Annotated in this window: 16 protein-coding genes and 1 pseudogene; 4 read left to right on the plus strand and 13 right to left on the minus strand. The window is 48.1% G+C overall.

What is annotated here, in order from left to right:
- Nucleotides 1-531 precede the first annotated feature (531 nt).
- Nucleotides 532-774 (minus strand): hypothetical protein, encoded by a 243-nt coding sequence (locus tag CRENPOLYSF2_RS14225; protein WP_087144613.1) that lies wholly within the window; start codon nt 772-774, stop codon nt 532-534.
- A 369-nt stretch (nt 775-1,143) separates the two neighbouring features.
- Between CRENPOLYSF2_RS14225 and CRENPOLYSF2_RS14230 the strand changes: the two genes are divergently transcribed.
- From CRENPOLYSF2_RS14230 to CRENPOLYSF2_RS14245, 4 genes are read left to right on the plus strand one after another with little or no spacing between them, the layout of a single operon-like run.
- Complete coding sequence (locus CRENPOLYSF2_RS14230; RefSeq protein ID WP_087144627.1) at nt 1,144-1,968, plus strand: phosphosulfolactate synthase; 825 nt, start codon at nt 1,144-1,146, stop codon at nt 1,966-1,968.
- Entirely contained in the window at nt 1,955-3,040 is a 1,086-nt protein-coding gene (locus tag CRENPOLYSF2_RS14235) for a sulfotransferase (RefSeq protein WP_087144614.1), read from the plus strand. The genes CRENPOLYSF2_RS14230 and CRENPOLYSF2_RS14235 overlap by 14 nt, the downstream gene beginning before the upstream one ends.
- Nucleotides 3,041-3,076: 36 nt before the next feature.
- Complete coding sequence (locus CRENPOLYSF2_RS14240; RefSeq protein ID WP_087144615.1) at nt 3,077-5,125, plus strand: heavy metal translocating P-type ATPase; 2,049 nt, start codon at nt 3,077-3,079, stop codon at nt 5,123-5,125.
- Nucleotides 5,115-5,777: a histidine phosphatase family protein gene (locus CRENPOLYSF2_RS14245; RefSeq protein WP_087144616.1), complete on the plus strand. Its 663-nt coding sequence runs from the start codon at nt 5,115-5,117 to the stop codon at nt 5,775-5,777. Before CRENPOLYSF2_RS14240 ends, CRENPOLYSF2_RS14245 begins: the two co-directional genes overlap by 11 nt.
- A gap of 172 nt (nt 5,778-5,949) precedes the next feature.
- On the opposite strand, the gene CRENPOLYSF2_RS14250 is transcribed toward CRENPOLYSF2_RS14245, so the two are convergent.
- The 12 genes and pseudogenes from CRENPOLYSF2_RS14250 to CRENPOLYSF2_RS14305 all read right to left on the minus strand — a co-directional run bounded on the left by CRENPOLYSF2_RS14250 (nt 5,950) and on the right by CRENPOLYSF2_RS14305 (nt 25,339).
- On the minus strand, nt 5,950-6,531 hold the full coding sequence (locus tag CRENPOLYSF2_RS14250; protein ID WP_087144617.1) for an HdeD family acid-resistance protein: 582 nt from the start codon (nt 6,529-6,531) through the stop codon (nt 5,950-5,952).
- 128 nt (nt 6,532-6,659) lie between these two features.
- Nucleotides 6,660-8,354, minus strand: coding sequence for an ABC transporter ATP-binding protein/permease (locus CRENPOLYSF2_RS14255; protein ID WP_087144618.1), 1,695 nt, complete (start codon nt 8,352-8,354; stop codon nt 6,660-6,662).
- Between the two features lie 50 nt (nt 8,355-8,404).
- Nucleotides 8,405-12,418, minus strand: a complete 4,014-nt coding sequence (locus CRENPOLYSF2_RS14260) for a translocation/assembly module TamB domain-containing protein (RefSeq protein WP_087144619.1) — start codon at nt 12,416-12,418, stop codon at nt 8,405-8,407.
- Complete coding sequence (locus CRENPOLYSF2_RS14265; RefSeq protein WP_245808011.1) at nt 12,415-14,094, minus strand: autotransporter assembly complex protein TamA; 1,680 nt, start codon at nt 14,092-14,094, stop codon at nt 12,415-12,417. The genes CRENPOLYSF2_RS14260 and CRENPOLYSF2_RS14265 overlap by 4 nt, the downstream gene beginning before the upstream one ends.
- 300 nt (nt 14,095-14,394) lie before the next feature.
- On the minus strand, nt 14,395-15,585 hold the full coding sequence (locus tag CRENPOLYSF2_RS14270; RefSeq protein WP_087144621.1) for an acetate/propionate family kinase: 1,191 nt from the start codon (nt 15,583-15,585) through the stop codon (nt 14,395-14,397).
- A gap of 39 nt (nt 15,586-15,624) precedes the next feature.
- Nucleotides 15,625-16,263 (minus strand): histidine phosphatase family protein, encoded by a 639-nt coding sequence (locus CRENPOLYSF2_RS14275; protein WP_087144622.1) that lies wholly within the window; start codon nt 16,261-16,263, stop codon nt 15,625-15,627.
- Between the two features lie 19 nt (nt 16,264-16,282).
- Entirely contained in the window at nt 16,283-18,658 is a 2,376-nt protein-coding gene (locus tag CRENPOLYSF2_RS14280) for a phosphoketolase family protein (RefSeq protein ID WP_087144628.1), read from the minus strand.
- Between the two features lie 194 nt (nt 18,659-18,852).
- Nucleotides 18,853-19,392 carry a PRC-barrel domain-containing protein gene (locus tag CRENPOLYSF2_RS14285; protein WP_087144623.1) on the minus strand — a complete coding sequence of 180 codons (540 nt, stop codon included), beginning with the start codon at nt 19,390-19,392 and terminating at the stop codon, nt 18,853-18,855.
- 114 nt (nt 19,393-19,506) lie between these two features.
- Complete coding sequence (locus CRENPOLYSF2_RS14290) at nt 19,507-24,069, minus strand: ice-binding family protein (protein WP_217884123.1); 4,563 nt, start codon at nt 24,067-24,069, stop codon at nt 19,507-19,509.
- Between the two features lie 144 nt (nt 24,070-24,213).
- Nucleotides 24,214-24,462: pseudogene (locus CRENPOLYSF2_RS19275) on the minus strand (septal ring lytic transglycosylase RlpA family protein); the annotation flags it as partial.
- A complete protein-coding gene (locus CRENPOLYSF2_RS19280; protein WP_087144625.1) occupies nt 24,441-24,767 on the minus strand; it encodes a hypothetical protein in 327 nt (108 codons plus the stop codon). The pseudogene CRENPOLYSF2_RS19275 and the gene CRENPOLYSF2_RS19280, both read right to left, overlap by 22 nt.
- A 41-nt stretch (nt 24,768-24,808) precedes the next feature.
- Nucleotides 24,809-25,339, minus strand: coding sequence for a general stress protein (locus CRENPOLYSF2_RS14305; RefSeq protein ID WP_087144626.1), 531 nt, complete (start codon nt 25,337-25,339; stop codon nt 24,809-24,811).
- Nucleotides 25,340-25,595: the final 256 nt, after the last annotated feature.

Here is a 25,595-nt window from a genome sequence, read left to right on the forward strand (position 1 = left end):
CAGCCACCGTTCGTGCTGAGCTTGTCGAAGCATGAACGGCACACTTCGACAAGCTCAGTGCGAACGGTTACGCTGTAACTATTGAGCTGTGAAAACGCTGTAATAGCAATGTCAAACAGGCGTATTTGGTGGATTGCCTAGCGGCGAATCCACCCTATACTTTTGCTCTGTCAGGTGTTGCAAAAACCTACGAAGTTTTGTAAGGATTCACCTCCCGCTTTGAAAAAGGGGGATCGAGGCGGATTTTTCTGATGAATCTCGCTTTATGCCCTTTTGGATACTACCCCCTTCTTTTTCAAAAAAGGGGATTGAACAAGTACACGTTTTTGGCTACGAACTTTAAACGGGACAATTGCAACTGTAGGGTGGGCAATGCTTTTCTGCCCCCATAGGATTTTACCGCGTTTGGCTGGTGGGCAAAACAGCTGCCCACCCTACGTATTGTCCTGTGTCCGGCTTTAAGTGGGTAGCCACGTTTTTAAAACCTCGTAGATCTGGGTTTACCCGACATTTAAATCGGTAGAAAAAAATCTATGTCGCAGCTGCTGCAACATGAGCAGTCTGAGCGACAGCATCAACAACTTCCCCTGTTTTAACTTCTGTGGCCACGGCCACTTCCTCTGGTTTTTTACGGAACGAAGCAATGAACGAGCTGCTGCCTTCTTTAAGGTTTTTGCTGGTATTGATTGCCCATTGCTTGGCTTTTTCATCTTTGTAAACATAAGTAACGACTGAACCAATCGCACCGCCTATCAATAAATTAACTGGGAACATGTGTATCTCCTTAGAATTAAAAAGCACTGCCAGTATACAAATAAGCCATGCAGATAAAATGTTAAAAAATGTTAAGAAATGTTAATTTTTAAACAAATTGAATGCTTTCAAGACTTTCGTTAGTAACAAGACAGTGGCAATGTGCTATCCAGACATTGAATAATGTTAAGAAGTGTTAAGAATGATTTAAAAATACACATTTTCATGAGAATCTTTGTCTATCTAGCCTTTTTAAGTATAGCTTGAATATTAAAATTCAAATCCCGCTTGAAAAATGGATGAAAATTACTTGGTTTTGGCGGCATTACTGACTGTATTGGCCAGAATATGACCGACACGCTACTTGAAAAAATTAAAAAATGGACACTTATGAATCAATTACCTTTGCCACAGCGTCCTCTAAAACCAAGACACTACGGCTTAACCAGTGTGCATGATATCGGTATCTCCATCGGCGAGCTTAGACACATTCTTAACGATTATCATGACTTTATTGACGTGGCTAAATTAGGTATAGGCACGGCTTACATTACGCCCAGGCTACAAGAAAAAATCGCCCTATACCAAGAGTTTGGGGTAGAGGTACATTTTGGTGGCACTTTATTTGAGAAATTTTACTACCATGCTTCCGTTGAGCATTACCAAAACTACATGCAGACTATGGGCATTAAATGGTGTGAAGTTTCTACCGGTACATTAAATATCCCCTTAAAAGAACGCATTGCCATCGTTGAAAAACTCAGTCGCAATTTTATTGTGCTAGCCGAAGTCGGTGCTAAAAATGACCTGCACACTATGCCAGTGTCTGTCTGGTTAAAAGAAATCAAGGCATTATTGAATGCAGGCTGTCAGTACATTGTTACCGAAGGCCGCAGTACCGGCACAGCGGGTATTTACCATGCTAACGGCGATATCCGCTCTGATCTTATTATGGACATACTGAATGAAGTCAGCCCACAAAAAATAATTTTCGAAGCGCCAAACCCCAAGATGCAGGCATTTTTCACCAATTTGGTTGGTGCCAATGCCAATCTGGGTAACATCTCTCCGCGCGACCTGCTGTTTGTGGAAGCACAACGCAATGGTCTGTGGAGTGAAACCTTCTATATGACCGATGCGGATATAAAACCTGTTAAAGCCAAGCCGTTTATAACCGACGATGCCAGGCAACCCGTGAACTATGCAAGCGCTTGAAGAAACCGTACCGGCATTGTTTCAGACCGCTTTAGCACATTATCATTCGCCTTTGCAGGCTATTGAAAAAATTTGGCAGCACCCAGGCATGATACCGGTAGCAATTACCCCCTCGCCTGAAGTGATCTGGCTGGATGTAAAAACCTATTCGTTCACGGAATGGAAATTTCGCTATTCCATCAAGAATCTGATTAACAGCCAGGGTTTAGGCCATTGCTTCAGTTCCGATATTCAGTTGCTGATGGACGATGGTGTGCTGACCAATAACCTGTTGCCCACCGGTTTTGTTTTTCACATGTCCAAATGCGGATCTACCCTGATGACCAAGGCGCTGGCGCAACTGCCCAGCCACATGACAGTAAGTGAAGGCACGCCACTGCATGAAAACCTGTGGCAATACCTGACCTGCCACTGGCAACAACCGGTTGCTTTAATAGCCCATAATCTGGTGCTGATCCGCAACCTGATCTTGGCGATGGGACGGCGGCGGTTACCCGAACAACAACATTTTTTTGTGAAATTCAGGAGTTGGAATGTTGCGTTCGTAGAGGCCATCCAACAGGCGTTTCCTAACGTGCCGTGCCTGTTTATGTACCGCGATCCGGCGGAAGTGCTGGTATCTTCGCTGAACAAATCCACCACAGGGCAATCGCGTTTGAAAGACTCCGGAGCAGCGGCTTTTATCACGGGGCATTCTACCGAAGCCCTGAAAACTATGGGCGATCTGGATTATTTTGCCAGCTTGTATGAACATTATATGCGTTGTGGCTTATCGCCCGCACCAGGTCGTATGCACTATCTTAATTATAAGCAGATGACCAAAGCCAACCTGGCCGGTATTTTACAACAAGCCTTTGGCTATCGCGCTAGCGCAACGGATATGACACTGATGCAAGCGCAGTTTGACAGCTATGCCAAGGATGACAGTGGTGCAACCCGCTTTACCCCCGACAGCCTAGCTAAACAGAAACAGATTACCCCTGAAATTCGTGCCGTTACAGATGAGCGTTTGATGCCTTGGTATGAACAACTGGAACACAGTAACAGTAATTTAAACAATGGATTATCGTGATTTATCACCAAGACTGCATAACCAATACACACCCGTATGCTGATTGAAATAATGGGGGTCACCGGACTTGGCCTATATGCTAAAAATCGCCTGAAAAAAAAGACCCTGCTTAATCAGCTAACTGCACAGCCCCGTATTATTCCGTTTACCGGCAGTGTACGTAACCAACAGATCAGAGAGTTTTCAGAGAATACTATCGACCAAAAATCCCCTGCACAAAAATTGGCCGACCGCAACATGGCGGTTTCCTTGTCGTCGATGGGTCTTGCAACCGTGGGCAAATTAATTTACCCGCCACTGCTGCTGTTGAGTTTGCCGGGTATCTTATACGTCACCCAATTTGCGGTCGTTCCTTCCTACGAAAGTATGGTCAAGAAAAAAAAGCTTACCGTAGACTTTCTTTATACCTTGACCAATATATTTCTGGTTTTGAACAACCATCTGTTTTTTGCTAGTTTTTCCATTTTCCTGTACAGCCTTAACCGCTCGTTACTGGCCAAAATCAGCAATGATTCCAAGAAAAGCATCATTGACGTGTTTAAACAGCAGCCCAGTTTTATCTGGGTGGTTTATGAGGGTGTTGAACGTGAAATAGCCTTTGAAGACTTGAAAACAGGGGATACCGTGGTGGTGAGCGCGGGCAGCACGATTCCTGTCGATGGCATTATTTCTGAAGGCACGGCTTCTGTTGACCAGCATATTTTAACGGGAGAATTCCAGCCGGTTGAGAAGGGCGAGGGCATGGAGGTGTTTGCACTTACTCTGGTGCTGTCTGGCAAAATTTATATTCATGCCCACAAGACCGGCCATGACACCACCGCCGCCCAGATTGCCAGCATCCTTAACAATACGCTGAGTACTAAAACCGATATACAGCTGTGGTCTTCGGAATTCAGTGATAAAACCGTGTTGCCGACCCTGCTGTTAAGTGGCATGATGTTGCCGTTCATAGGCTCCATCGGCGCAATGGTTATTGTCAATTCCCACTTTAGGTATAAAGCCTCGATTGCCTCTACCATTGGGGTGATGAACCACCTTAATGCCGCGTCACACAATGGCATTTTAATTAAAAACGGCCATACCTTTGAAGTATTAAAGACGGTGGACACGGTTGTTTTTGACAAGACCGGCACCTTGACCGAAGAGCAACCGCGTGTTGCCAGTGTCCATGCCTGTAGCGGCTATTTGGAGCAGGAAGTGCTGCGCTTTGCCGCTGCCGCCGAAACCAAACAAAGCCACCCGATTGCCAAGGCCATCTTGCAACAGGCGGCCGATTGGCAACTGCTGCTGCCCGATGTGGATGAAACGGCTTATAAACTGGGCTACGGCCTTACCGTGGGTATCGAAGGCCACATCGTCCGTGTCGGCAGTGTACGTTTTCTGGAACAAGAAGGTGTCAGTATCCCCGAATCTGTCCGTCAGCTACAGGCAGACAGCCACGATGTTGGTTCACCTATGGTTGCCGTGGCATTGGACGCTGTCGCCATTGGGGCGATTGCCCTTGAAGCCGCCATTAGACCCGGCACTAAAGAACTCATCGGCGAACTGCGCGAACGGGGCATCACCTCCATGTACATCATTTCCGGCGACCATGAAGCCCCAACCCGTAAGCTGGCGCACGAGCTGGGCATTGACCATTACTTTGCCGAAACCCTGCCGGAACAAAAAGCCGAACGGGTTGCACAGCTTCAGGCTGAAGGCAAAGTTGTCTGTTATATTGGCGATGGCATTAATGATGCCATTGCTTTAAAGCAGGCTGATGTGTCTGTGTCCATTCGTGGCGCATCAACCGTGGCCACCGATGCCGCCCAGATTGTGCTGATGGACAAAACCCTTAATCAGCTGCCGTATTTGTTTGACATTGGCCAGCAATTCGGTAGCAATATGAAAAAAGTGGTGGCCGCCGTTATCATACCCAGTGTAATGACAGCAGGCGGCGCTATTTTTCTGCATTTTGGTTTGTTGCAGTCGTTAATCCTACCGCAAATTGGCTTGTTGGCTGGTGTGGCAATGGCGATGAATCCGGCTGTTCGGCACAGCAAAAAATCTCAGAAACGCGTAAGCAATACTAAGAATGCACAGTGACATTATCTATTTGGTTAGGCACGGCGAAACCCAGTGGAACCGCGATGGTATTTTACAAGGGCAACTGGATTCGCCGTTGACGGAAAAAGGCCAACAACAAATTTATGGCATTGGTGAATATCTGGCGCGACTATTACCCAATAAAGCACTTGTGCATATTGACTGCAGCCACCTCGGCCGTGCCGTAACTTCCGCTGAAATTATCCGTGATATTATGAATCTTGATAAACAGCAGTTGAGCCTTTCTGAAGACTTGGCTGAAATCCACCTGGGTGAATGGCAGGGTTTTAATAAGACGCAAATTGAAGCAGGTTGGCCCGGCCAATTACGCGAACGGGCACAAGACAGATGGCATTTCCACGTTCCAGGCGGTGAAAATTATGCCCACTTAACGCAGCGTGCTCGCCGTTGGCTAGCGCAACCACGTAAAGCGCTGGTGACGATTGTGGTCAGCCACCAGCAGTTCAGTAATGTGTTACGAGGTCTATACGCTGGCTTGTCCCCTTCTGAAATATTACGCTTACAGCACGAGCAGACCTGTTTTTTCCATTTGTACCACGGTAATATCACCCGTTATTGTACTGGAGCAAATACTGTATCTGGAGAAAATGATGATTATCAACAGCATATCCCTGGTCTGGAAATTATCTAAGCCTTTATAAGGGGCTTTAGCTGTCAAAATGGCGTTGGTGCATAAATCGATAAATCTGGCATAATGTTGAACTCCTGTGTTAAGAATGAGGGTGCTTATGCGTTGAATGTAAGCTAGTTAACTGTAAGCCCGACAGACTTCACACATTAGCCATGATGCTAAAAAAAACCATTCATTGATTGTCTTTGTGATCCAAACTCATTTGGATCATAGACCAGCCCAAAATCACCATATTAATCCCCAAAAACAAACCCAATAACCAATGCGCGGTTTCTGACCAGAATGCCAGAATAATAACCGCAAAAACAAAAGCAATGACACCACTCACCAGTATAAAATGCCATTGTGGTAATGGTCGTATCATAAAGGCCAGATAGATTTTGATGATGCCTTCAAAAGCGAAAAATAAGGCCATCATCATGGTGAGCGTCATAACACCGGCGATGGGGTTTGCAAGCAGCAAATACCCCACAACAATTTGTAGGATGCCCAATGCCAGCCACAAGCCAAAACCGGGCATATCCGAAAAGAATATCGCGCGACCGGCGTGCATCAAACCTGCAAATACTATAATCCATCCCAAAAACAAAACGATAACTACGCTGGAAACGTGTGGTATGACAATGGAAGCAATGCCGAGCAGCATAAAGACCACGCCTTCGATTAAAAATATGCGCCAGTGTTTTTGTAAATAATCCAGCATTTTTAAGTGCGCTTGTTTCAATTCAGTGCTGATACTGTCTGTGATTTTCATGATTTACCCCTGGTAAAGTTATATGGTAATGTTAAATATGAATTAAATTCCACAATGGTGAAATTATGCTAGTGGTATTTTTTCTGATAGAAATATTCAAACCTCCTCATTTATTTTAATACGTTCCCCTAAATGACCCATTCCCGCTGATGAAAAGCTTTTGCCGTCGGTTTATTGGAAATAGTTAAAATGGCCACTTCAGGCAGTTCCTTGGCCAGTAATTTCAACATCTGTATTTCGCCATCCGGTGTTAGCGAATCCAGCGCTTCCTGAATAAAAATCCACAGAGGCCGATGCAATAAAACCCGTACTAACCCTAAACGTTGTTGTTGTTCGCGGGAAAGGAGCAGGCCCCATGATTCAACCCGCTCCGGTTCTTTAGCCAACTCATCTAGCCCCACCTGTTTTAACAAGCTTGCGATAACCGATGGCTTGAATAACGCTAAACTTTTTGGATAACAAATGGCGGCATAGAGCGACCCTGTTGGTAAATAAGGTCGTGGTGGCATAATAAACAGCAGCTCATCACTTGGCACAGTGATACGACCGCTGCCCCACGGCCATAACCCCGCAATCGCCTGAAACAGTTTTGCTCCCGTGCCCGCCTCGCCAGAAATCAGCACATGCTCGCCGGCCTTAATGTCATCGTTGAGGGTGGCCGAGAGGGTTGCACCGTCGAGGCCGGTTATGCTGACATCGGTAAAACTTAACAGCGATTTTTCCGTGTTATCAACACAAATCTGCTGTGAATCAAGACCGGCTATATCATGATCCAATTCATCCAACGCTTTAACAAGGCTTGAAACCCGTTCAACCGAAGTACGCCATTTAGCGATTTGAGCCATATTATTCACCGGCCAAGACAACGCAGAGACCATATGGCCAAAGGCTTGCACAGATTGCATCAAGGTGCCCAAGGTGATTGCACCGGCGATATAACGCGGGGAAGCCGCCAGAATGGGCAGCGCCATCGAAGTCACCGAGTAGCCCGATGAAAATATCTGGATGCGTGTCCAGGCCGCTGTTTGTTGTTGGTAGGTGGCAATAATAGCCTTAAAAGCAGTAATAAACCGTTCGCGTTCATCGCTTTCGCCATGAATTAAGGCAATGGCCTGGGAGTTCTCTTGTGCAGTGATCAAACCATGCCGGTAATTCGCTTCTTCGGTTTGCCGCGCATTGGTCGCCACCGTGAGCGGTTTACCCATCCACCAGCCCACTATAGAGGCAAAAACCGAATAAATTATCGCAATCCAGACCAGATAACCCACAACAGGCAATGACAATGAACCTAGCTTTAAAACAACTGTCCCCGATAATGTCCACAGGATTTTACTGAAGCTGCCCAGTAACAGCACGCTGTAAAACAGGGACAACGCCAATGCGACCGCTTCTTCGGTGACAATACGGATATCTTCTGCAATACGGCCATCGGGGTTGTCATGGCCGTCATTCGACATAAAAGTTACCTGATAATGCCGACCTTTGTGCATCCACCTGGAAATGACTTTTTTGGTCAGCCAAGATCGCCAACTGATCAACAAACGCCTTTTAACAATGAGATGCGTCGTCGTTATCATAATACTGGCCAGAAAAATCCCAATTAACAATTGCACCTGGATGATAACGCCTGCCATAGCATGCTTTTCAAGGGCATCAAACAAATCCTTATTCCACTGCGTAACAACAATGGCGACACCAATTTGCATGGTGGTTAGCACAATAAGCAACCCTGTATCCTTGCGGATGGCAGATTTATTTTTGGAACTCCAAAAGCCCCCCGTTAATGTTATGAACTGCTTAAAAAATCCATCTTGGCCTGACATTGGTTTTTCCTCTATTGAATATCCAGGGTATTGCCGTAAACGGCCTAAATTTAATCGTCATCAAACTCGTAATTCAATTTAATACGTTGCGAGGTGCCGGTTTGGGTCTCGACATTAATGCTGTTGGTCAGTTTGCGTTTGAGTACCAGGGAGGCTTGCTTGTTAAACAGGCCAATCTTAGTGCCGATATAAAAATCGGGGGTCAGGTATTGCCCCATCACCAGCAGGGTATCCTGTAGCGTGTTACCTTCTTCAACGTTGAATTCGTTAATGCCCAGTTTTTCGGCCAACCAGGATGTTTGCCCCGCACCGTAAGACAGCGCGGCACTTGCCAGCATGTTGCTGTCTTTTTTGCTGACTTCATTTAAAGGCCCGCCGGTGACCAGATAAGCTAGTGCCTCAGCTTCCGGTAAAGCGGGTTCAGAAGAGATAAGGGTTTGCGGGGCTTTCAATGATCCGGTCAACTTAAGAATTGCGGTCACCTTTTTGCTTTTAGAGAGCCGTATGGCTTCCACCACCAGCCAGGGATTATCAACAGGGCCATTGAATAACAGCTGGCCTTTACGGACAGTTAACGCTTGACCAAAGCGTTTGTAACTGGCTTTGTCCATATCAACATTGCCCTGCATGGCCATTTTTGTGCCAGTCTTGATGATCTTTAGATGCCCCAGCAGATTGGTTTGTAGCCCCTGCCCCGTAAAACTAACTTGCTTGCCGAGCTTAACGTCTATATCGGCATTGATGTCAGGGGCTGGCAGTGTAGTGTCTTCAGGTTTTTCTTCGCCAATAATAATTTCATCGGCACTGACTTTGACCGCATTCTCAGGGATGTCCTGAATTTTTAGGATGGCTTTGGGTACGTCTAATTGACCGCTGATGTGTTTTTGTTGCTCGGTCAACGCAATTTTTAAGTCGGGGGACACGGCGATTTGGGCTTCGGGCAGTTTGGCAATTTCAAAATCTTTGCCGGTTAGTGTCAATGCGATGGGATAGTGTTTATCGGGCTGTAAACCCACCGTGCCATCGACTTTAATCAATCCGTCTCCGGATTTTGCACTGCCCTTTATCTGGAGAATGTCTGATTGACTGAACACTGTCATGGCTTGCAGGTTGACATCATGAATACCAAGACCCAGTTGATCGACATCAGCAGCGCCGTTGCTAAGTTGTATGCCGCCATTGGCCAAAGGATTTTGCGTCGTACCTGTTACCGTCATATCGGCTTTCAACAATCCTTTGATATGGGATAACTGGGGGGCGAATGGTTCAATGAAGGTAAAGTCGCGGATTGAAGCGGTGGCTTGGCCGGATAATGCTTGCGTCTTGCCAGTGTTTATTTGCAACGCCCCACGCACATAATCCGAATCGGTTAACGCAACCTCCAAATTCGCTGAAATTAATTCATCATGAATATTTCCAGACAGAGACGATGCGCCTAATACGATTTCGTGGTGCGCTTCTTTGCTGACCAATGACAGGCTTGTGTTAGCTGGCATGGCCAGATGAAAACTTCCCGCCAGAACATCCCCTTGTTGCAGGTCGGCATCAAAATTAATACTGCTTTTAATATTCAGTGTCTCGGTTGCGTTGGGTTTATTTAAGGCGATAGGTATTGCGGAACCGTGCAGTTGAATCCGATTTCCTCCCCTAGTAACCACATGAAAATCAATGCTACGTAGACCCAGTTGCCCAGCTTCAGCTTGACCTATGTTGACAGCGCCATTGCTAAGATCAAAATAGCCGGTGACCAACGGCTTTTTGAGCGAGCCTTGCAACGCTAAATCGGCTTTTAACAGCCCTTTGATGTCGGACAACTGCGGGACAAAAGCCTGTAGTGGCGAAAAATCAGCGAGTGATGCGGCTATTTTTCCTGACAGCACTTGGGTTTTGCCCGTATCCATCAGTATGTGCCCCTGCACATAATCTCTACCTGCCAACAGCAGGTTAATATCTGCCGAAACCTTGTCGCCGTTAAGCGTGCCTGATACGGATGAGGCACCTACATTAATTTCACGTTTGGTTTCCTGGGTGGTCAGGAAAATCTGCGCGGGAGTCATATCAACACGGTAACGCCCACTCAAGGTATTTTTTTGCCGTTGAATGTCAACATTGCCATTAATTAGGCTTTTTAGCGTCATCTGTTTGGGCAGATAGGCCTGTATCAGCGCGGTCGGTACTGACTTTGCGATGAACTGTAAGTTAAGGTCACTATTCGCCAGATAGGAAGCCTTTGTACACAATGATGCCGATTGCCGCACCAAACAGCCTTCGTCGATGGCAACATCAAAGCCAAGTGGTTTTTTGTCTACGCGTAGCGCCAGCGTATTTTTCAGCACCCATCTGTTGTTATCCTGATCGGTCACCGTTAATTTAGACATAGCGCCTTTCCAGGTAGTTGCTATTAAGCCGCCTGTTAATGCGGTCGAAACCTTGCCTTGCGGTGAAGACATCTCGGCTTTAAAGTTATGCTGCTTTAGTGTGCCTTTGCCTGCAATGGACAGTTTTTCTATAGTCGTTGTGCCGATTAGCAGGTTGTTGGCTGATAAATTAACGGCGGATATTTTTTGCTCATCGTGGTGATAATCAAGGTTTATCGCTAGCTTTTCCGATTTGTAGTCGGCAAATTGCAGGCGCTTGCCTTGGGCTTCAAATGTTACCGTCGGTTTTTTCCAACTGCCCTGAATGCGGCCATTGCCCTTTAAACTGCCGTCCAACGTTGGCCATAACGTGGCTAACGTTGGCATATCCATAGACAATACCAGAGTTCCATCCCCCTGCCCCACTTGCCCATCCACGGCAATTTTGTTTGGGCCGGAGGTAATGCTTACCGCATCAACTTTGAGTTGCTCGCCGTTCAAGACCAGTTTGCCATTGGCGTTGACGGGGTAGTTGCGTAGTTGGCCGGTCAGTTTATTGATCTCGGCGGTAATTTGTAGGGCTTTTGGGTCGAGTTTACCTTTAAGGTGGCTACCAAAGGTCAGGCTGCCTGGCAGTTGCGGGTTAAAGATAGCCAGATTAAATTTTTGCCCGGTGGCGGTTAGATCGAACATAGGAACATTCCCCCAGGAAGCATTGCCTGCCAGTTGAAATAAGCCGGTGGTGGATTTTAGTTCCAGCTTTTTAATAGTGATCGCCTCCAAACTGCCTTTGCCATCAAAAGACAGCTGTGCTTGCGGCAAATACCGCTGAACTAGCTGGCCGTTTAGCTTAAGCTGATACGCATTGAGCAAACCGGCCACGTCAAAATGTCTCTGTGGGCTTTGTATTTGTGGGGGACTGGCAGACAATGGCCAAGTCAAATTGTGCCAGTCGCCTTGGGCTGTTATGCGCGGCGTTGTCAGCACATCTTCCACACTACCGTGCAGTGCCAATTTGAACGGGGAAACTAGCTGATTATCGAAAACCAGCTTGCTAAAATCGCCACTGATTGTGGTTAAGCCTTGCCATAAACCATTTTTATCAGCCTTGATCTGCCAATTCGCTTGTAGATTTAAAGGAAAGCCTTTGTCCAGTGTGACAGCGCCTTTGGCGGTGGCATTGAGGGTATCGGAATTGATCGTCAAAGACAGTAGCTTGAATTGATTGGCTTCAGTCTTTGCAGACAGTTGCAGTTTATCGAAAATTTGTAATTGGCCGTCGCTGGTAAACTTCACATCGGTTATCAGGACTTTGCCAATATCAAGTTGAAATGGCAACTGGATTCCTGTCTCAAAATCAGCCGATTTTTTTTCTGGGTCTTTTGTTGGTGACATATTTATGTCTAAGCCATTGACGGTAAGATCATCAATTTTCAGAATACCTGAGAGCAGTCGGTAAGGCTGCCAGATTAAGGAAACTTTTTTGATGATTACCGTTTCGGTATCGGTTCTGACGTTAAACCCTGTTAGCGTAAGTCGATCAATCAATCGACCTGTGATGCTTTCGACTGAAATTTGTGCCGGGATAATTAAGAAAACCCTTTGCAACAGCCAGCGACTGCCACTTTCATTGCTAATTAGGCCAAACAGGGTTATCGGAATCATCAACACAAGGAGCAGCAGGAATATACCCCAACGCTTTTTCATATCCTGGCCCCAGCGGCAAAATGGATTTGAAAGGACGAGTCGGATTCATCCAAGGGTATCGCAAAATCCACCCTTACCGGCCCTATCGGCGAATACCATCGCAACCCCAAGCCTACGCCAGTCTTAAATTTGATGCTATCGAGATTAAAGGCGTTACCGGTGTCCACAAAAGCCGCGATAGCCCAGTTATCAAAAATGGCCTGTTCATATTCGGCACTGAATACACTTAAAAACTTGCCGCCTTCCACATTGCCTAAGCTGTCTTTTGGCCCCAACTCTTTATAAGCGTAACCACGCACACTGTTAATGCCGCCTGCATAAAACCGGTAGCTGGTCGGCAGATCGTTTATGTAGTCGACCAGGGTAACCCCTTGCAAGGTACGCCCGATAAATTTCCCCTCTAAAGGCAGTTGGTGCAGCCAGATGGCCGACAGATAGCCTTGGGCAAAACTGGCCGTGGAAATCGGATTTTTATAACTGCCTTTGGCTTCCAGCTCAATACGATAGCCCTCGGTAGGCCGCAACGGATTATTAGATACGGAACGCAACCAGTTGCCGCCCGGAACCAGTAACAGACTATGGCCAGACGTTGAGCCGGTCGTATAGTCTTCATAACTGTAATCAAGAAACAGCGTCTGTTTCCAACCACTGGCATAAGCATGTTTAAGGCGGGTGGACAGCGTTGCGGTGGTCGATTTAAAGGTGCTGGTATTCTCGTGTTTAAAGCCGCCACCAAAACTTAAAAAATCAGTGGTTGGATTCGCGAGGGGAATGGTGTATTCGGCTTCCGCAACCGAAAGTACGGGCGAAAGGTCAATATTGGCGCTAAAGAAATGCCCTTGTTGATTGATGAGGCGGTTGATATAGGTAGCATTCAATAACGGCCCAACATCGGTATCGTAGCCTATGCCGAAGCCGTAATGGGTTTTCTTTTTTGCCGACAGTTTAATGGTGATGGGCACGCGCTGGTGTTGGGCGTGTTCCAGATCAGAGCGAATATCCACGCTTTCAAAATACCCGCTTTGCGCGAGTGCGTTATGGGTTTTGGCCAGTTGTTCGCTGGTGTAGAAGTCACCGGTTTTTATCGACAGGTATTTTTTTACAAACTCAGTATCCAATACATTTTGCTGTAGGCTAACATGGCCAAAAACTAACCGCTTACCCGCATCAAACACCAGCTTGATTTGTGCGGTATTGTTTTGCTTGTTGATCAACAATTTTTTTTCGGTAAACGTGTTGTGCAGATAACCCTTTTCCATTGCCAAGGATTCAATCTGGCTCTTCATGTTTTCGTAGTGGCCATGATGTAACGAGCTACCTTTTTTAAGCGGCATTTTTTTTAACAGGGCGATAAAATCCGAATCGCTATTGGCATCGCCGTTAATGATAATATTGACATCGCTCACCACAATCCGCTGGCCAGGGATAATGTCAAAATTTGCTTTCCAGCAATTCTTATTGAAAGCCAATGATTTTTTTGTAACGGCGTGGTAATAGCCTAAGGCTCGTAGTGCCTGGTCTATTTCCTGATCTGCGTTTTCAAACGCGCCTTGTATTTTCCATTGCGGCGCATCACATTTTTCTTTCTCAATGGATAGCGTTAGCCTGACGTTATCTTTGGCCAGGCCATCAATACCAGAAATGGCTATCTTTGCGAAAGATTTGGGTGCTGTCATGCACAACGCCAGCATTAATAGTAGGGCTATTACACTGTCAAAAACGGAGTTTCTTAAAAAAGATATTAATAAAACCCGATTCACGGCGCTGTATTTCCAGTAAAGGTCACAGTATATCTGCTTAGCTAATTTACCATCTGTGCGGTAGCGTACAGACTGCGGTTTTTTTTATGGTTAAAGTAAGCTGGGGGTTTTCGTTGATTGGATGGCACCGACAGCGGATAAATCCATCAAAGCCATAGGGCGGAATACGCTATTACTATTTCGCCCTATGGATTACGACTTATCGTGTTGGGTTAATCAGGTTTTGTTCAACTGTTGAAGCGTGTGTAAGGCAATCATCCGGTTTTCATCGGTGGCGACAACCCAGGCTGACACGCTTGAATTTAGGGTTGAAATGCAAGGCTTACCAGCTTGATTGGCGGTTTCATCAAGCTCAAGCCCCAACCACACAGCTTGGTGACAGACTTTTGCACGAATAACAGCCGAGTGTTCCCCAATACCCCCAGTGAACACCAGCGCATCAAGCCCACCTAATGCCGCAGCCAAAGAGCCAATTTCACGGCCAATCCGATACACGAACAACGCAATGGCTTCCAAAGCCAGTGGGTCATTGCTGGCAAGCAATACCCGCATGTCGCTGGAAATGCCGGACACACCCAGCAGACCGGATTGATGGTAAAGCAATTGCTCTAAAGCCTGTGCATCCAACCCGTAATGCGCCATAAGATACAGCAACACCCCAGGGTCGATAGTGCCGCAGCGTGTGCCCATGACCAGGCCATCCAGCGGCGAAAAACCCATCGTCGTAGCCATACTGCGGCCGTTTTGCAGGGCACACAGGCTGGCACCGTTACCCAAATGCGCGACGATAACGCGGGCGTTTACCAGTGCAGGATCGAGTTCCGATAATACCGAAGCAATGTATTCGTAAGACAAACCATGAAACCCATAATGGCGCACGCCGTCATCAAAAAAATGCTGTGGCAACGCAAAACGTTGTGCGACAACAGGCTGGGTACGGTGAAACGCGGTATCAAAACACGCCACTTGCGGTAATGCGGGCAGGGTTTCCAGCAGCACGCGGATAGGTGCGAGATTATGTGGCTGATGCAGTGGTGCCAGGGGAATAAGGGCTTCCAACGCCGCCAGTATGCTTGCATCAATTAATACAGGCGCTGAAAAATGTTGCCCACCGTGGACGATACGATGCCCTACCGCCAGTAATACGCCATCGGCCAAATAGTCTTTTATCCAGGCTAGAATAAGAGTAATCGCCCCCCTGTGATCATGAATTTCGTTAACAGAAAGTGTTCGTTCAACCAGTGTTACACCGTGGTGATTTTTGACCGTAAAGTTTGGCTGATTACCAATACCGTCAAGTTGTCCACTAGCATGGGTAACCAGCTGGTTGGATGAAGCATCGGTCTGATAAACGGCGAACTTGATGCTTGATGAACCTGCGTTAATGACCAGCAAGTAATTATTCATGGCTTATGTGTATCATTTAAATGGGCATCCACGAAGTCATCACGTCCCTGCCCGTTCGCGCAAGTCTTTGGGCATATAACTTCGATCACCCAACACTTCCAGCAAAGGCCCGTGCTTATCGAATTTAACAATACTGATGGCGGCGGCGGGAGCATCGATACGATCCCGATACCGGCCAAGGTCGATACCCAGCAGGCTACAGAGAATAATGCGTATCGTGGCTTTATGCGATACCAGCAATACATTGCCGTCCTGGTATTGGTTCTCAATTTCGGTGATGACCGGCAGTGCGCGGCTAGCCACCTGAAAGGCCGTTTCACCGCCGGTGGGTGGATTCCACGCCGGTTCTGCCAGCCAGCGCAAATAATCCTGTTCGTGATGTTGCCGAACATCGTCCTGCTCCCTGTCCTCCCATGCACCGTAACTGATTTCACGCAGCCCATCCCTGATCTGCATAGCCAGACCCAATGCCGTGCATAAAGGCTGTGCAGTCGCGATAGCCCTTTGCATCGGGCTAACATAAACCGCTGCCCAAGGTATTGAGCGATACGCATCAGCAAAGGCTTGCGCCATCTGGCTTCCTGCCGATGTCAACTCAGGATCTAGAGCGCCACAGTACGCACCGCGCTGGCTATATTCTGTTTCACCATGCCGGAGCAAATAAATTTTCAGGCTCATTTAAGTTCCTATTCAGTACTCAATAAGGCCATTGCCAATGATCGTCTTCGGGTCGGTCGATGCCATATTCATAAGCGTAGTTGCGACATTCTATCTGCTGGTCACGCAGTTTTTGCTTAACATGGGCTCCGGACACCAGCAACGACGGAAGTCGGTTAATCGCATCAATTGCCAGGCTGAATCGGTCTGTTTCATTTTGGATGGCCAGTTCCAGGGGCGTGTTGATGCTGCCTTTTTCCTTGTAACCGCGCACATGCAGATTGTCATGGTTATGGCGGCGATATGCCAAGCGATGGATGAGCCAGGGGTAACCGTGAAAATTGAAAATAATCGGTTTATCCAGCGTGAATAGGCTGTCGAAATCGCGATCTGACAGGCCGTGCGGATGCCCAGTGCTGGGGACTAACTTATATAAATCCACCACATTGATAAAACGGATTTTGAGTTGGGGAAAGTTTTCACGCAACAACACGGTTGCCGCCAAGGCTTCTTTGGTGGGAATATCGCCCGCGCTCGCCATCACCAGATCCGGCTCAAAGCCCGCATCATTGCTCGCCCACTCCCAAATGCCGATGCCTTTGGTACAGTGTTTAATTGCCGCATCCATATCCAGGTATTGCAGGTGCTTTTGCTTGTCGCAGACGATCACGTTGATATAGTCGGTGCTTTTTAAACAATGGTTGGCGACCGACAGCAAACAATTGACATCCGGCGGCAAGTAAATACGGGTGACTGACGGGCTTTTGTTAACCACCACATCCAGAAAGCCCGGATCCTGGTGGGTAAAACCGTTGTGATCTTGCCGCCAAACGGTAGAGGTAATCAGCAAATTAAGTGATGACACCGATGCCCGCCAAGGTACTTTTTTGGACATGGCTAGCCATTTGGCATGTTGGTTAAACATGGAATCAATGATATGCACGAAGGCTTCGTAGGTGGAAAAAAAGCCGTGCCGACCCGTCAACAAATAGCCTTCCAGCCAGCCCTCCAGGGTATGTTCAGACAGCATTTCCATCACCCGCCCATCTGGTGACAGTTCGCTACCGTCGGCATCTTCGGGCAGATAGCTTGCCAGCCAGGTTTTTTTACTGGCTTTATAAATATCATCCAATTTGTTGGAGGCATTTTCATCGGGGCCAAACACGCGGAAATTACTGTTGTTTTCGCTCATGATATCGCGCAGGAACTTACCCAGCGGACGGGTGTTCTCAGCCGACACCTTACCTGGGCTTTCCAGTGCCAAGGCATAATCGCGGAAATCTGGTAGCCGCAAAGCTTTACGCAACAGGCCGCCGTTGGCATGGGGGTTGGCACTCATACGCCGTGTGCCTTTGGGGGCGAGCATTTTAAGTTGAGCAATTAAGCGGCCGTTGCTGTCAAACAGTTCTTCGGGCTTGTAACTGCGTAGCCAATCTTCCAGCATTTTCAGGTGCGCTGGATTTTCTTTAACACCCGATAACGGGACTTGATGTGAGCGCCAAAAACCTTCGACTTTGTGGCCATCCACTTCTTTAGGTCCCGTCCAGCCTTTGGGGCTACGCAATACAATCATTGGCCAGCGTGGCCGTGTAGGCAATCCGGTGCGGCGAGCTTCGTCCTGGAAGCGGCGGATTTCCAGTACACACTGTTCAAGCACACCGGCCATCTGTTGGTGCATAGTGTCAGGGTCGCTGCCTTCCACAAAATACGGCGTATAACCGTAACCTTGAAACAGCTGTTCCAGCTCTTCGTGGGAAATCCGTGACAACACGGTCGGGTTGCTGATCTTGTAGCCGTTCAGATGCAGTATCGGCAATACTGCACCATCGCGTATCGGGTTAAGAAATTTATTGGCATGCCAGGAAGTGGCCAAAGGCCCGGTTTCTGCCTCGCCGTCACCCACCACCACGGCCACCAATAAATCAGGATTATCGAAGGCTGCCCCGTAAGCATGGGAAATACTGTACCCCAGTTCACCGCCTTCGTGGATAGAGCCCGGTGTTTCTGGGGTGCAATGGCTACCGATACCGCCGGGGAAAGAAAATTCTTTAAAGAATTGCAACAGACCTTGGTCATCTTCGCTCTTGTTTGCGTATATCTCCGAGTAAGTGCCTTCCAGATAAACCGGTGCTAACACACCCGGTGCGCCATGCCCGGGGCCTGCCAGAAAAATTGCATTCAGGTCGTATTTATTAATCAACCGATTGATATGGATATAGACAAAGCTTAAACCAGGGCTGGTACCCCAGTGGCCTAGCAACCGATTTTTGATATGTTCAGGTTTTAACGGTGTCAGCAGCAGCGGATTATCCAACAAATAAATCATGCCGGCGGCCAGATAATTACACGCTCGCCAATAGGCATTCATTCTGTTCAGTTCATCGTCACTCAAGGGCGAAACTATTATATCTGTCATAGTATTAGGTGCGGGTGGTTTCATTAACAACTCTCTTAAGTATTTAATTCTAATTTTACGCTGCTTTGGTTGTAATTATCCACCTCCCCTTTGAAAAAGGGGGAGAGTTTACGAGGGGTGGAGGAGGATTTTTCTAATAAATCTCCCCTACCCCCTATTTTTCAAAGAGAGGGACTGAATAATGACTTTGGGTTTTATGGTTTAAGATCATAAAACTGATTAAGGCCTTTGCGTTGTATGTCCAATTGATTGATGCTATCAGGCCAATGATTGGGATCAAAACCTGGCGAGGTATCAAAGATTGTTTTATCCATATCGAGGACATAATAGGGTGCATCACGCGCCCGCTTTAGCGCCGACCAGGGGATAGCAAAAAACTTATCGCCAAGCCCCAATGTTCCGCCTACGGCAAGGACGGCATAAACCACTTGGCCTTTACCAGGGCTTAGCACCAAATCGATAATAACACCAAGTGCGATGCCATTGGCATTTTTCACGGCAGTGCCCATTATCTTGCTAGCACGGCTAATGTTTTGCATCGCTTCATTGGCTTCGTGGTTAGATTCAGATGCCACTGTTTGCAGGTAGTATTTTTGTGCATTGTTTTGCACTTCTAAGGCTTCCCGTTTTTCGAGTAGCGCCTGATGTGAATTTTGGACGACGGATGCACAAGATAGACTGGATAATGCCGCCATCAAAACGCCAACGCTGATAATGGAAAATAATGTTTTCATAGTATTCACCAGTTTGTTTTGCAATTTACTGCGGTAATACAAAATTTAACAAAATATTAGGCGTTGTCGGCATATACCTTAACGCCATAATATTTTCATCACTTTATATTCTAATTACCAGCTATTCGCCTTAACAGTTAAAGTTGCGGCCGCCTGTGCGATGTTGTTACCTTTGTTAGTCTTCAAAGCACCAGCAGGTAGCTTGTTATTGTAACTGCCTTTAGATTTTGCAGTCACCGGCACCTTCACTGAACAGGAACTTTTTGCTGGGATAAAACATCCCTTTAAAATTACTTTAGAGCCACCGATGGCGGCTGTAATAGTTCCACCACACGTGGTGCTAGCTTTTCCCGAAACTATCATGCCGCTAGGAAAACTGTCGGTGAGCGGCGCGGTCAAGTTGGCGACCGTATTGTTAGGGTTATTCAAAGTAATGGTAAGCGTGGAAGATCCGCCGGGATTGATGGTGGCAGGACTGAAGGCTTTACCAAGTGTAAGCAGGGCGCTGGCGGGCATAACCTTCAAAGCTGCAACGGCCTGATAGGCGTTATTGCCTTTATTGGTCTTCAATGCGCCAACGGGCAATTTGTTACTGTAGTTACCTTTGGCCTTTGCGGTCACATTAACTTTCACAGTACAGGCGCTCTTGGCTGGAATATAGCACCCCTTCAAGATCACCTTCGAGCCGCCCATTGCCGCCGTAATCGTCCCACCACAAGTGGTACTGGCTTTGCCAGCGACCACCAGACCACTAGGAAAGCTATCGGTGAAAGGTGCGGTCAAGTTGGCAATCGTGCTGTTAGGGTTCTTCAAGGTAATGGTAAGCGTTGAAACACCACCGGCATTGATAGTGGCCGGCTTGAAAACCTTATTTAACGTGGGCACGATGTTAGTGGCGGGAAGGACGGTCAAAGTCGCGACAGTAGAAGCATCGTTGCTCCCTTTGTTGGTTTGCAAGTCCCCTGCGGCCAGCGAATTGTAAGCGCCGCCCTCGGCCATTCCGATTACGGTGACGGTTACTGTACAGGCGTTATAAGCCGGAATCGTGCCGCTTTTTAAAGTCACTGTCGAGCTGTCGACAATGACTTTTCCACCGCAAGTTGTACTGGCATAGCCATCAACCACCACGCCGCTTGGCAAATTGTCGATGAGGGGGGCGGTAAGGCTGGCGGCTTTATCACCAACGTTACTTAAGGTAATAGTAAGCTTTGATTTATCACCCTTTTCGATAGTGGCTGGATTGAATGTTTTGCTGAGTGTTACAGCTGTTTGGGTACCCGGCGTAGAGAGTTCGAAAACAGTCAAAGTCGCAATAGCCTGGGTGGCGTTGTTGCCATTGTTAGTCTGCAAGGCTCCAACTGCGAGGGAGTTAATATAGTTGCCCCTGCTGGCTGAGGTCACCTTCACCATCACTGTACAGGAACGCTTGGCTGGGATAGTTGCTTCCGTTAAAATAACCTTAGCGCTACCTGGGGTAGCTGTGAGTTTACCACCGCAGCTATTGCTAGCCGTGCCGACGATGATTACACCTGTGGGTAATGTATCGATGAGAGGCGCTGTCAGGATGGAGGCTTTGGATCCAGCGTTGCTCAAGGTAAGAATAAGGGTGGATTCACTACCTACATCAATGGTGGCCGGACTGAAAGATTTACCAAGCCTAGGCGCAACACCGACAGGCGGATTGACGGTCAAGGTTGCAATGGCCGACGCAGCGTTACTGCCATTACTGGTCTGTAAGGCACCGGCCGCCAGCGAGTTGATGTAGTTGCCCGCGTTAGTCGCAATCACTTTCACTGTCACCGTGCAAGAGCTATTAGCTGGGATAGAGCCACTTTTCAACGTTACTTTTGAACGGTTCGTAAGGGCTATGAACAGGATCTTGCTACAGGTGGTACGAGCAATCCCGCCCACTACCAGGCCACTGGGCAGTGTATCAATAAGTGGAGCTGTCAGGCTGGCGGCTTTAGCGCCAGGGTTACTCAAAGTGAGGGTGAGGGTCGATGAGCCACCGGCATTGATGGTTGCAGGACTAAACGCCTTGCCGAGAGTGGGTGTATTGACTACGAGCGCGTTGACAGTCAAGGTTGCGATGGCAGGGCCGGCATTTCTGCCGTTGCCCGTCTGTAACGCGCCGGCATCCAGCGAGTTAATATAATTGCCTCCGTTGGCTGCCGTCACGGGGACTGTGACCGTACAGGCACTATTGGCCGGTATCGAGTTCCCCGCCGCCAAAATCAGCGTTGAACCGCCGGTAGGGGCGGTGACCGTGCCGCTGCAAGTGGTGCTGGCATTGCCGGCCACCACCATACCTGCAGGTAATGTATCGGTCAGCGGTGCAGTCAAGCTGGCGACAGTGACGGCGGGATTGCTTAAGGTAATGGTGAGAGTCGATATGTCGCCAGCATTGATTGCTGTCGGGTTAAAAGTCTTACCGAGTGTGGGTGTAATGATCCCCGGAGCGTTAACAGTTAAGGTTGCGATGGCCGAAGCGGTATTGTTGCCATTGGCGGTCTGCAATGCACCAGCAGCCAATGAATTAATGAAATTCCCCCCATTAGCCGCCGTTACAGTAACCGTCACTGTACAGGCGTTCTTGGCTGGGATAGTTCCTCCCGTCAAGATCACCTTCGAGTCGCCGGTGGCGGCCGTAACCGTCCCGCCGCAGGTGGTGGTTGCACCGCCTGCGACCACTATGCCGCTAGGCAATGTGTCAGTCAGCGCTGCGATCAAGCTGGCGGCTGTGGCATCAGGGTTGCTCAATGTAAGAGTTAGAGTTGATGTCTCACCGGCATTGATTGTGACTGGGCTAAAGGCCTTGCCGAGAGTAGGAGGAATGACAATAGGAAAGTTGACGGTCAAGGTTGAGATAGCCCCAGAGATATTATTGCCATTGCTGGTTTTCAGGGCTCCAGCAGCCAGCGAGTTAATGTAGCTGCCACCATTGGCCGCCATAACAGGGACTGTGATCGTACACGAGCCGTTATTTGCGGGAATTGAGCCCTGCACCAAAGTCACCGTCGAACCGCCGGTGGGAGCATTGACCGTCCCGTTGCAGCTTGTACTAGCGCTACCAGCAACCACTATACCTGTGGGTAACGTGTCGGTGAATGGTGCGATCAGGCTGGCAATTGTACTGTCTGGGTTACTTAGAGTAATGGTGAGGGTCGATATTCCACCGGCATTGATGGTGGCCGGGCTAAAAGCCTTGCCGAGGGTGGGTTTAATAACCACAGGGGCATTGACGGTCAAGGTCGCAATGGCCGGGCTGGCATTGTTGCCATTACCGGTCTGCAAAGCACCAGCAGCCAATGAATTAATGAAATTTCCCCCATTAGCCGCCGTTACAGTAACCGTCACTGTACAAGAGCTTTTGGCAGGGATGGAGCCCCCCGTCAAAATGACCTTCGAACCGCCTGTGGTGGCGGTAACAACCCCGCCACAAGTGGTGTTGGGGCTACCGGCGACAAGTACACCGCTGGGCAACGTGTCGGTGAACGGTGCTGTCAAGCTGGCATCTTTGGCATCAGGGTTACTCAAGGTGAGGGTGAGGGTCGATGTACCACCGGCATTGATTATAGCCGGACTAAAAGCCTTACCGAGAGCGGGTGTAATAACCAAAGGTGAGTTAACGGTCAAAGTCGAGATAGCGGAAGAGGCGTTGTTGCCGTTCCCCGTCTTCAATGCACCAGCGGCCAGCAAATTGATGTAGTTGCCACCGTTGGCTGCCGTTACGGGAACAATGACCGTACAAGAACCATTATTCGGTGGAATAGTACCGCCAGTCAAAGTGACCGTCGACGCACCCAGGGGGGCTGTGACGTTCCCACTACAATCCGTGCTAGCCTTGCCGGCGACAAGCATACCAGTAGGCAGTGTGTCAGTAAGCGGTGCAGTCAGACGGGTGGCTGTGCTGTCAGGGTTACTCAGGGTAAGAGTGAGAGTCGATGTACCATCCGTATTGATAGTAACGGGGCTGAAGGCCTTGCCAAGCGTAGGCGGAAGGTGGACTCCCGGTGGTGCCGCGCATACGGAGATAGCAACGGCGTTGGAATCCATTGTTACGGCACCATTTTGGGCGAGAGCCCTACCAGATACATTTGTGTTGGTATTGAGGGTGATACTTGTAAGTGCAAGAATATTCCCTATGAATGACGTATTTGTACCGATAGTTGCTGAGCTACCGATCTGCCAAAAAACGTTGCATTGTTGACCGCCATTAATGACCTTTACGGACGAATTAACCGCTGTCGTGAGGGTGCTACCTATCTGAAACACCCAAACCGCACTGGGGTCGCCCAGGGCATCAAGAGTAAGCGTCCCTGTCAACTGGGCTGATGACGTAAAGCAATAGACACCCGGCACGAGCGTCATCCCAACAAGATCCTGACCCGTCAAGACGAAATCACACGCCTGGCCAGCCAGACTAGCGTACGCGACAGCGTTAGCCTTTTGGGCCTGACCTGCCACCCCAGTCGTCCCTCCTCCGATATATTGTGTCCCTCCGATCAGAACCCCAGGAGGAAAGCCAGTAACTGCGGTGCCTGGCTGAACCCCCAGATTTCCGGTTGCGATGATGGTCGTGCCGGTGTTGGTCACCGTCGAGCCGCCTAATACCGCGAAATCCTGAGCTGTGCCCAGTGAGGGTGCGGTTGCCGCCCATACGCTATGGCATGGCACCGATATCATTATGGCGAAGAGAAAAACAGTAAGAAGCCGCTGTTTCAGAGTGGTCATTTGGTATCCTTTTAACTTAAGTTAGGTTTTTGTCCGCTTGCATGGCTTGTTATTCAATTACATGCTGCCATTTCTATTTTTTTGTTCTTACAGGCTTAATAGGCATTTTTTCTGAGGAGATGGGGTCTCAATTTTGACTTGACCAGTGCCGTCCTGTTTCATATCCAGTTTCTTGGCTGCTGCCTTGGATAAGTTGATGACACGATCACCTGTGTAGACCCCACGGTCATTAATTTTAACGACGACCTTTTTGCCATTTTCCAGATTAGTCACTTTGGTTTTAGAACCCATCGGCAAGCTGGGATGGGCGGCCGTCACATCCTTTTGGTCGAACGTTTCACCATTGGCGGTTTTTTTGCCTTGAAATTGAGAGTCATACCAAGACGCGCTGCACCGACTTCTTTATGAACCGGTTTATTGCCGCTTTGATCCGCTTGGGCGTGCTTGTCTTGCTCTGGTGCAAGTTCAGCAGCCTCACTGGAGCCACCGTAAACTATCAGCGCCATAATCAACATGACGTGTACGGTGTTTAAAAGCCATTTTGGCAGAGTTAAATGAATGTTGAGCCACCAAGACGAGTATTTGAAATCGGAAAATAGCTGAAATTTATTTTCTTCGAACGAGTCATGGCTAGTTAGCATTCAAATCTCCTACAAAAGCTTGCATGGGTAGATTAAACGCATTATTGATAAGCGGCTTGATCATGTACGATGGCTGCTTCGGCCTTGTTTTCCATCAGTATATTTCTTGCTTTGACAACTTCGTCGATAGTACCGTGAACAATAAGGATAAATTTATCGGCCTTGATGGCATCTTCGTATTGAATGACACTGTCTTCAGGGATGCCTATACTCGCCAGTGCGCCACCGATGGCGGTAATGCCCCCCGCGACAAACGCGGCTTCCAGAGCGCCTATTATCCAACTGACCAATGGCCCACCGACCATGACAGGACCAATCCCAGGAATAAAGAAAAAGGCGGTGCCAAAAAGCAGCCCCCAAACCCATCCCCAAAGCAGACCATATTTACCCCATGTTGCCATGCGGTCGCCGATATTGTAGTAACCAACAACATGTTCTTCGGTGTGATAATCCTTTCCTATGACAGAAAGTTTTTTCATATCATAACCGGCTGTTTGCAGTTCCTTGACGGCGCTTTCAGCATCTTCATGGTTATGAAAAATGCCAACGGTTGAGCTAATTTTTTCAGACATAATAATTCTCTTTATATTGGAAAAAAAGCGCAGTACGTACACCCTGCGCAAGGAGGAGACAGGCCATTTCTGGCCAAAACACAGGAATAACTAATATGTTTTATGTGTGGCTATTATTTACATTTCTTAACATACCGTCTGTTCGATAACGTACATAAGGCCGAAAATAAGCCTTGTTAGTCAGCTGGTTCTGCCCGACATTCCGCACCCCGCTCAACGTAAAAATTATTTAAACTGTATAGCCTATTAACATGCA

The sequence above is a fragment of the Crenothrix polyspora genome (genome assembly GCF_900163755.1).
Classification (GTDB): Bacteria; Pseudomonadota; Gammaproteobacteria; order Methylococcales; family Methylomonadaceae; genus Crenothrix; species Crenothrix polyspora.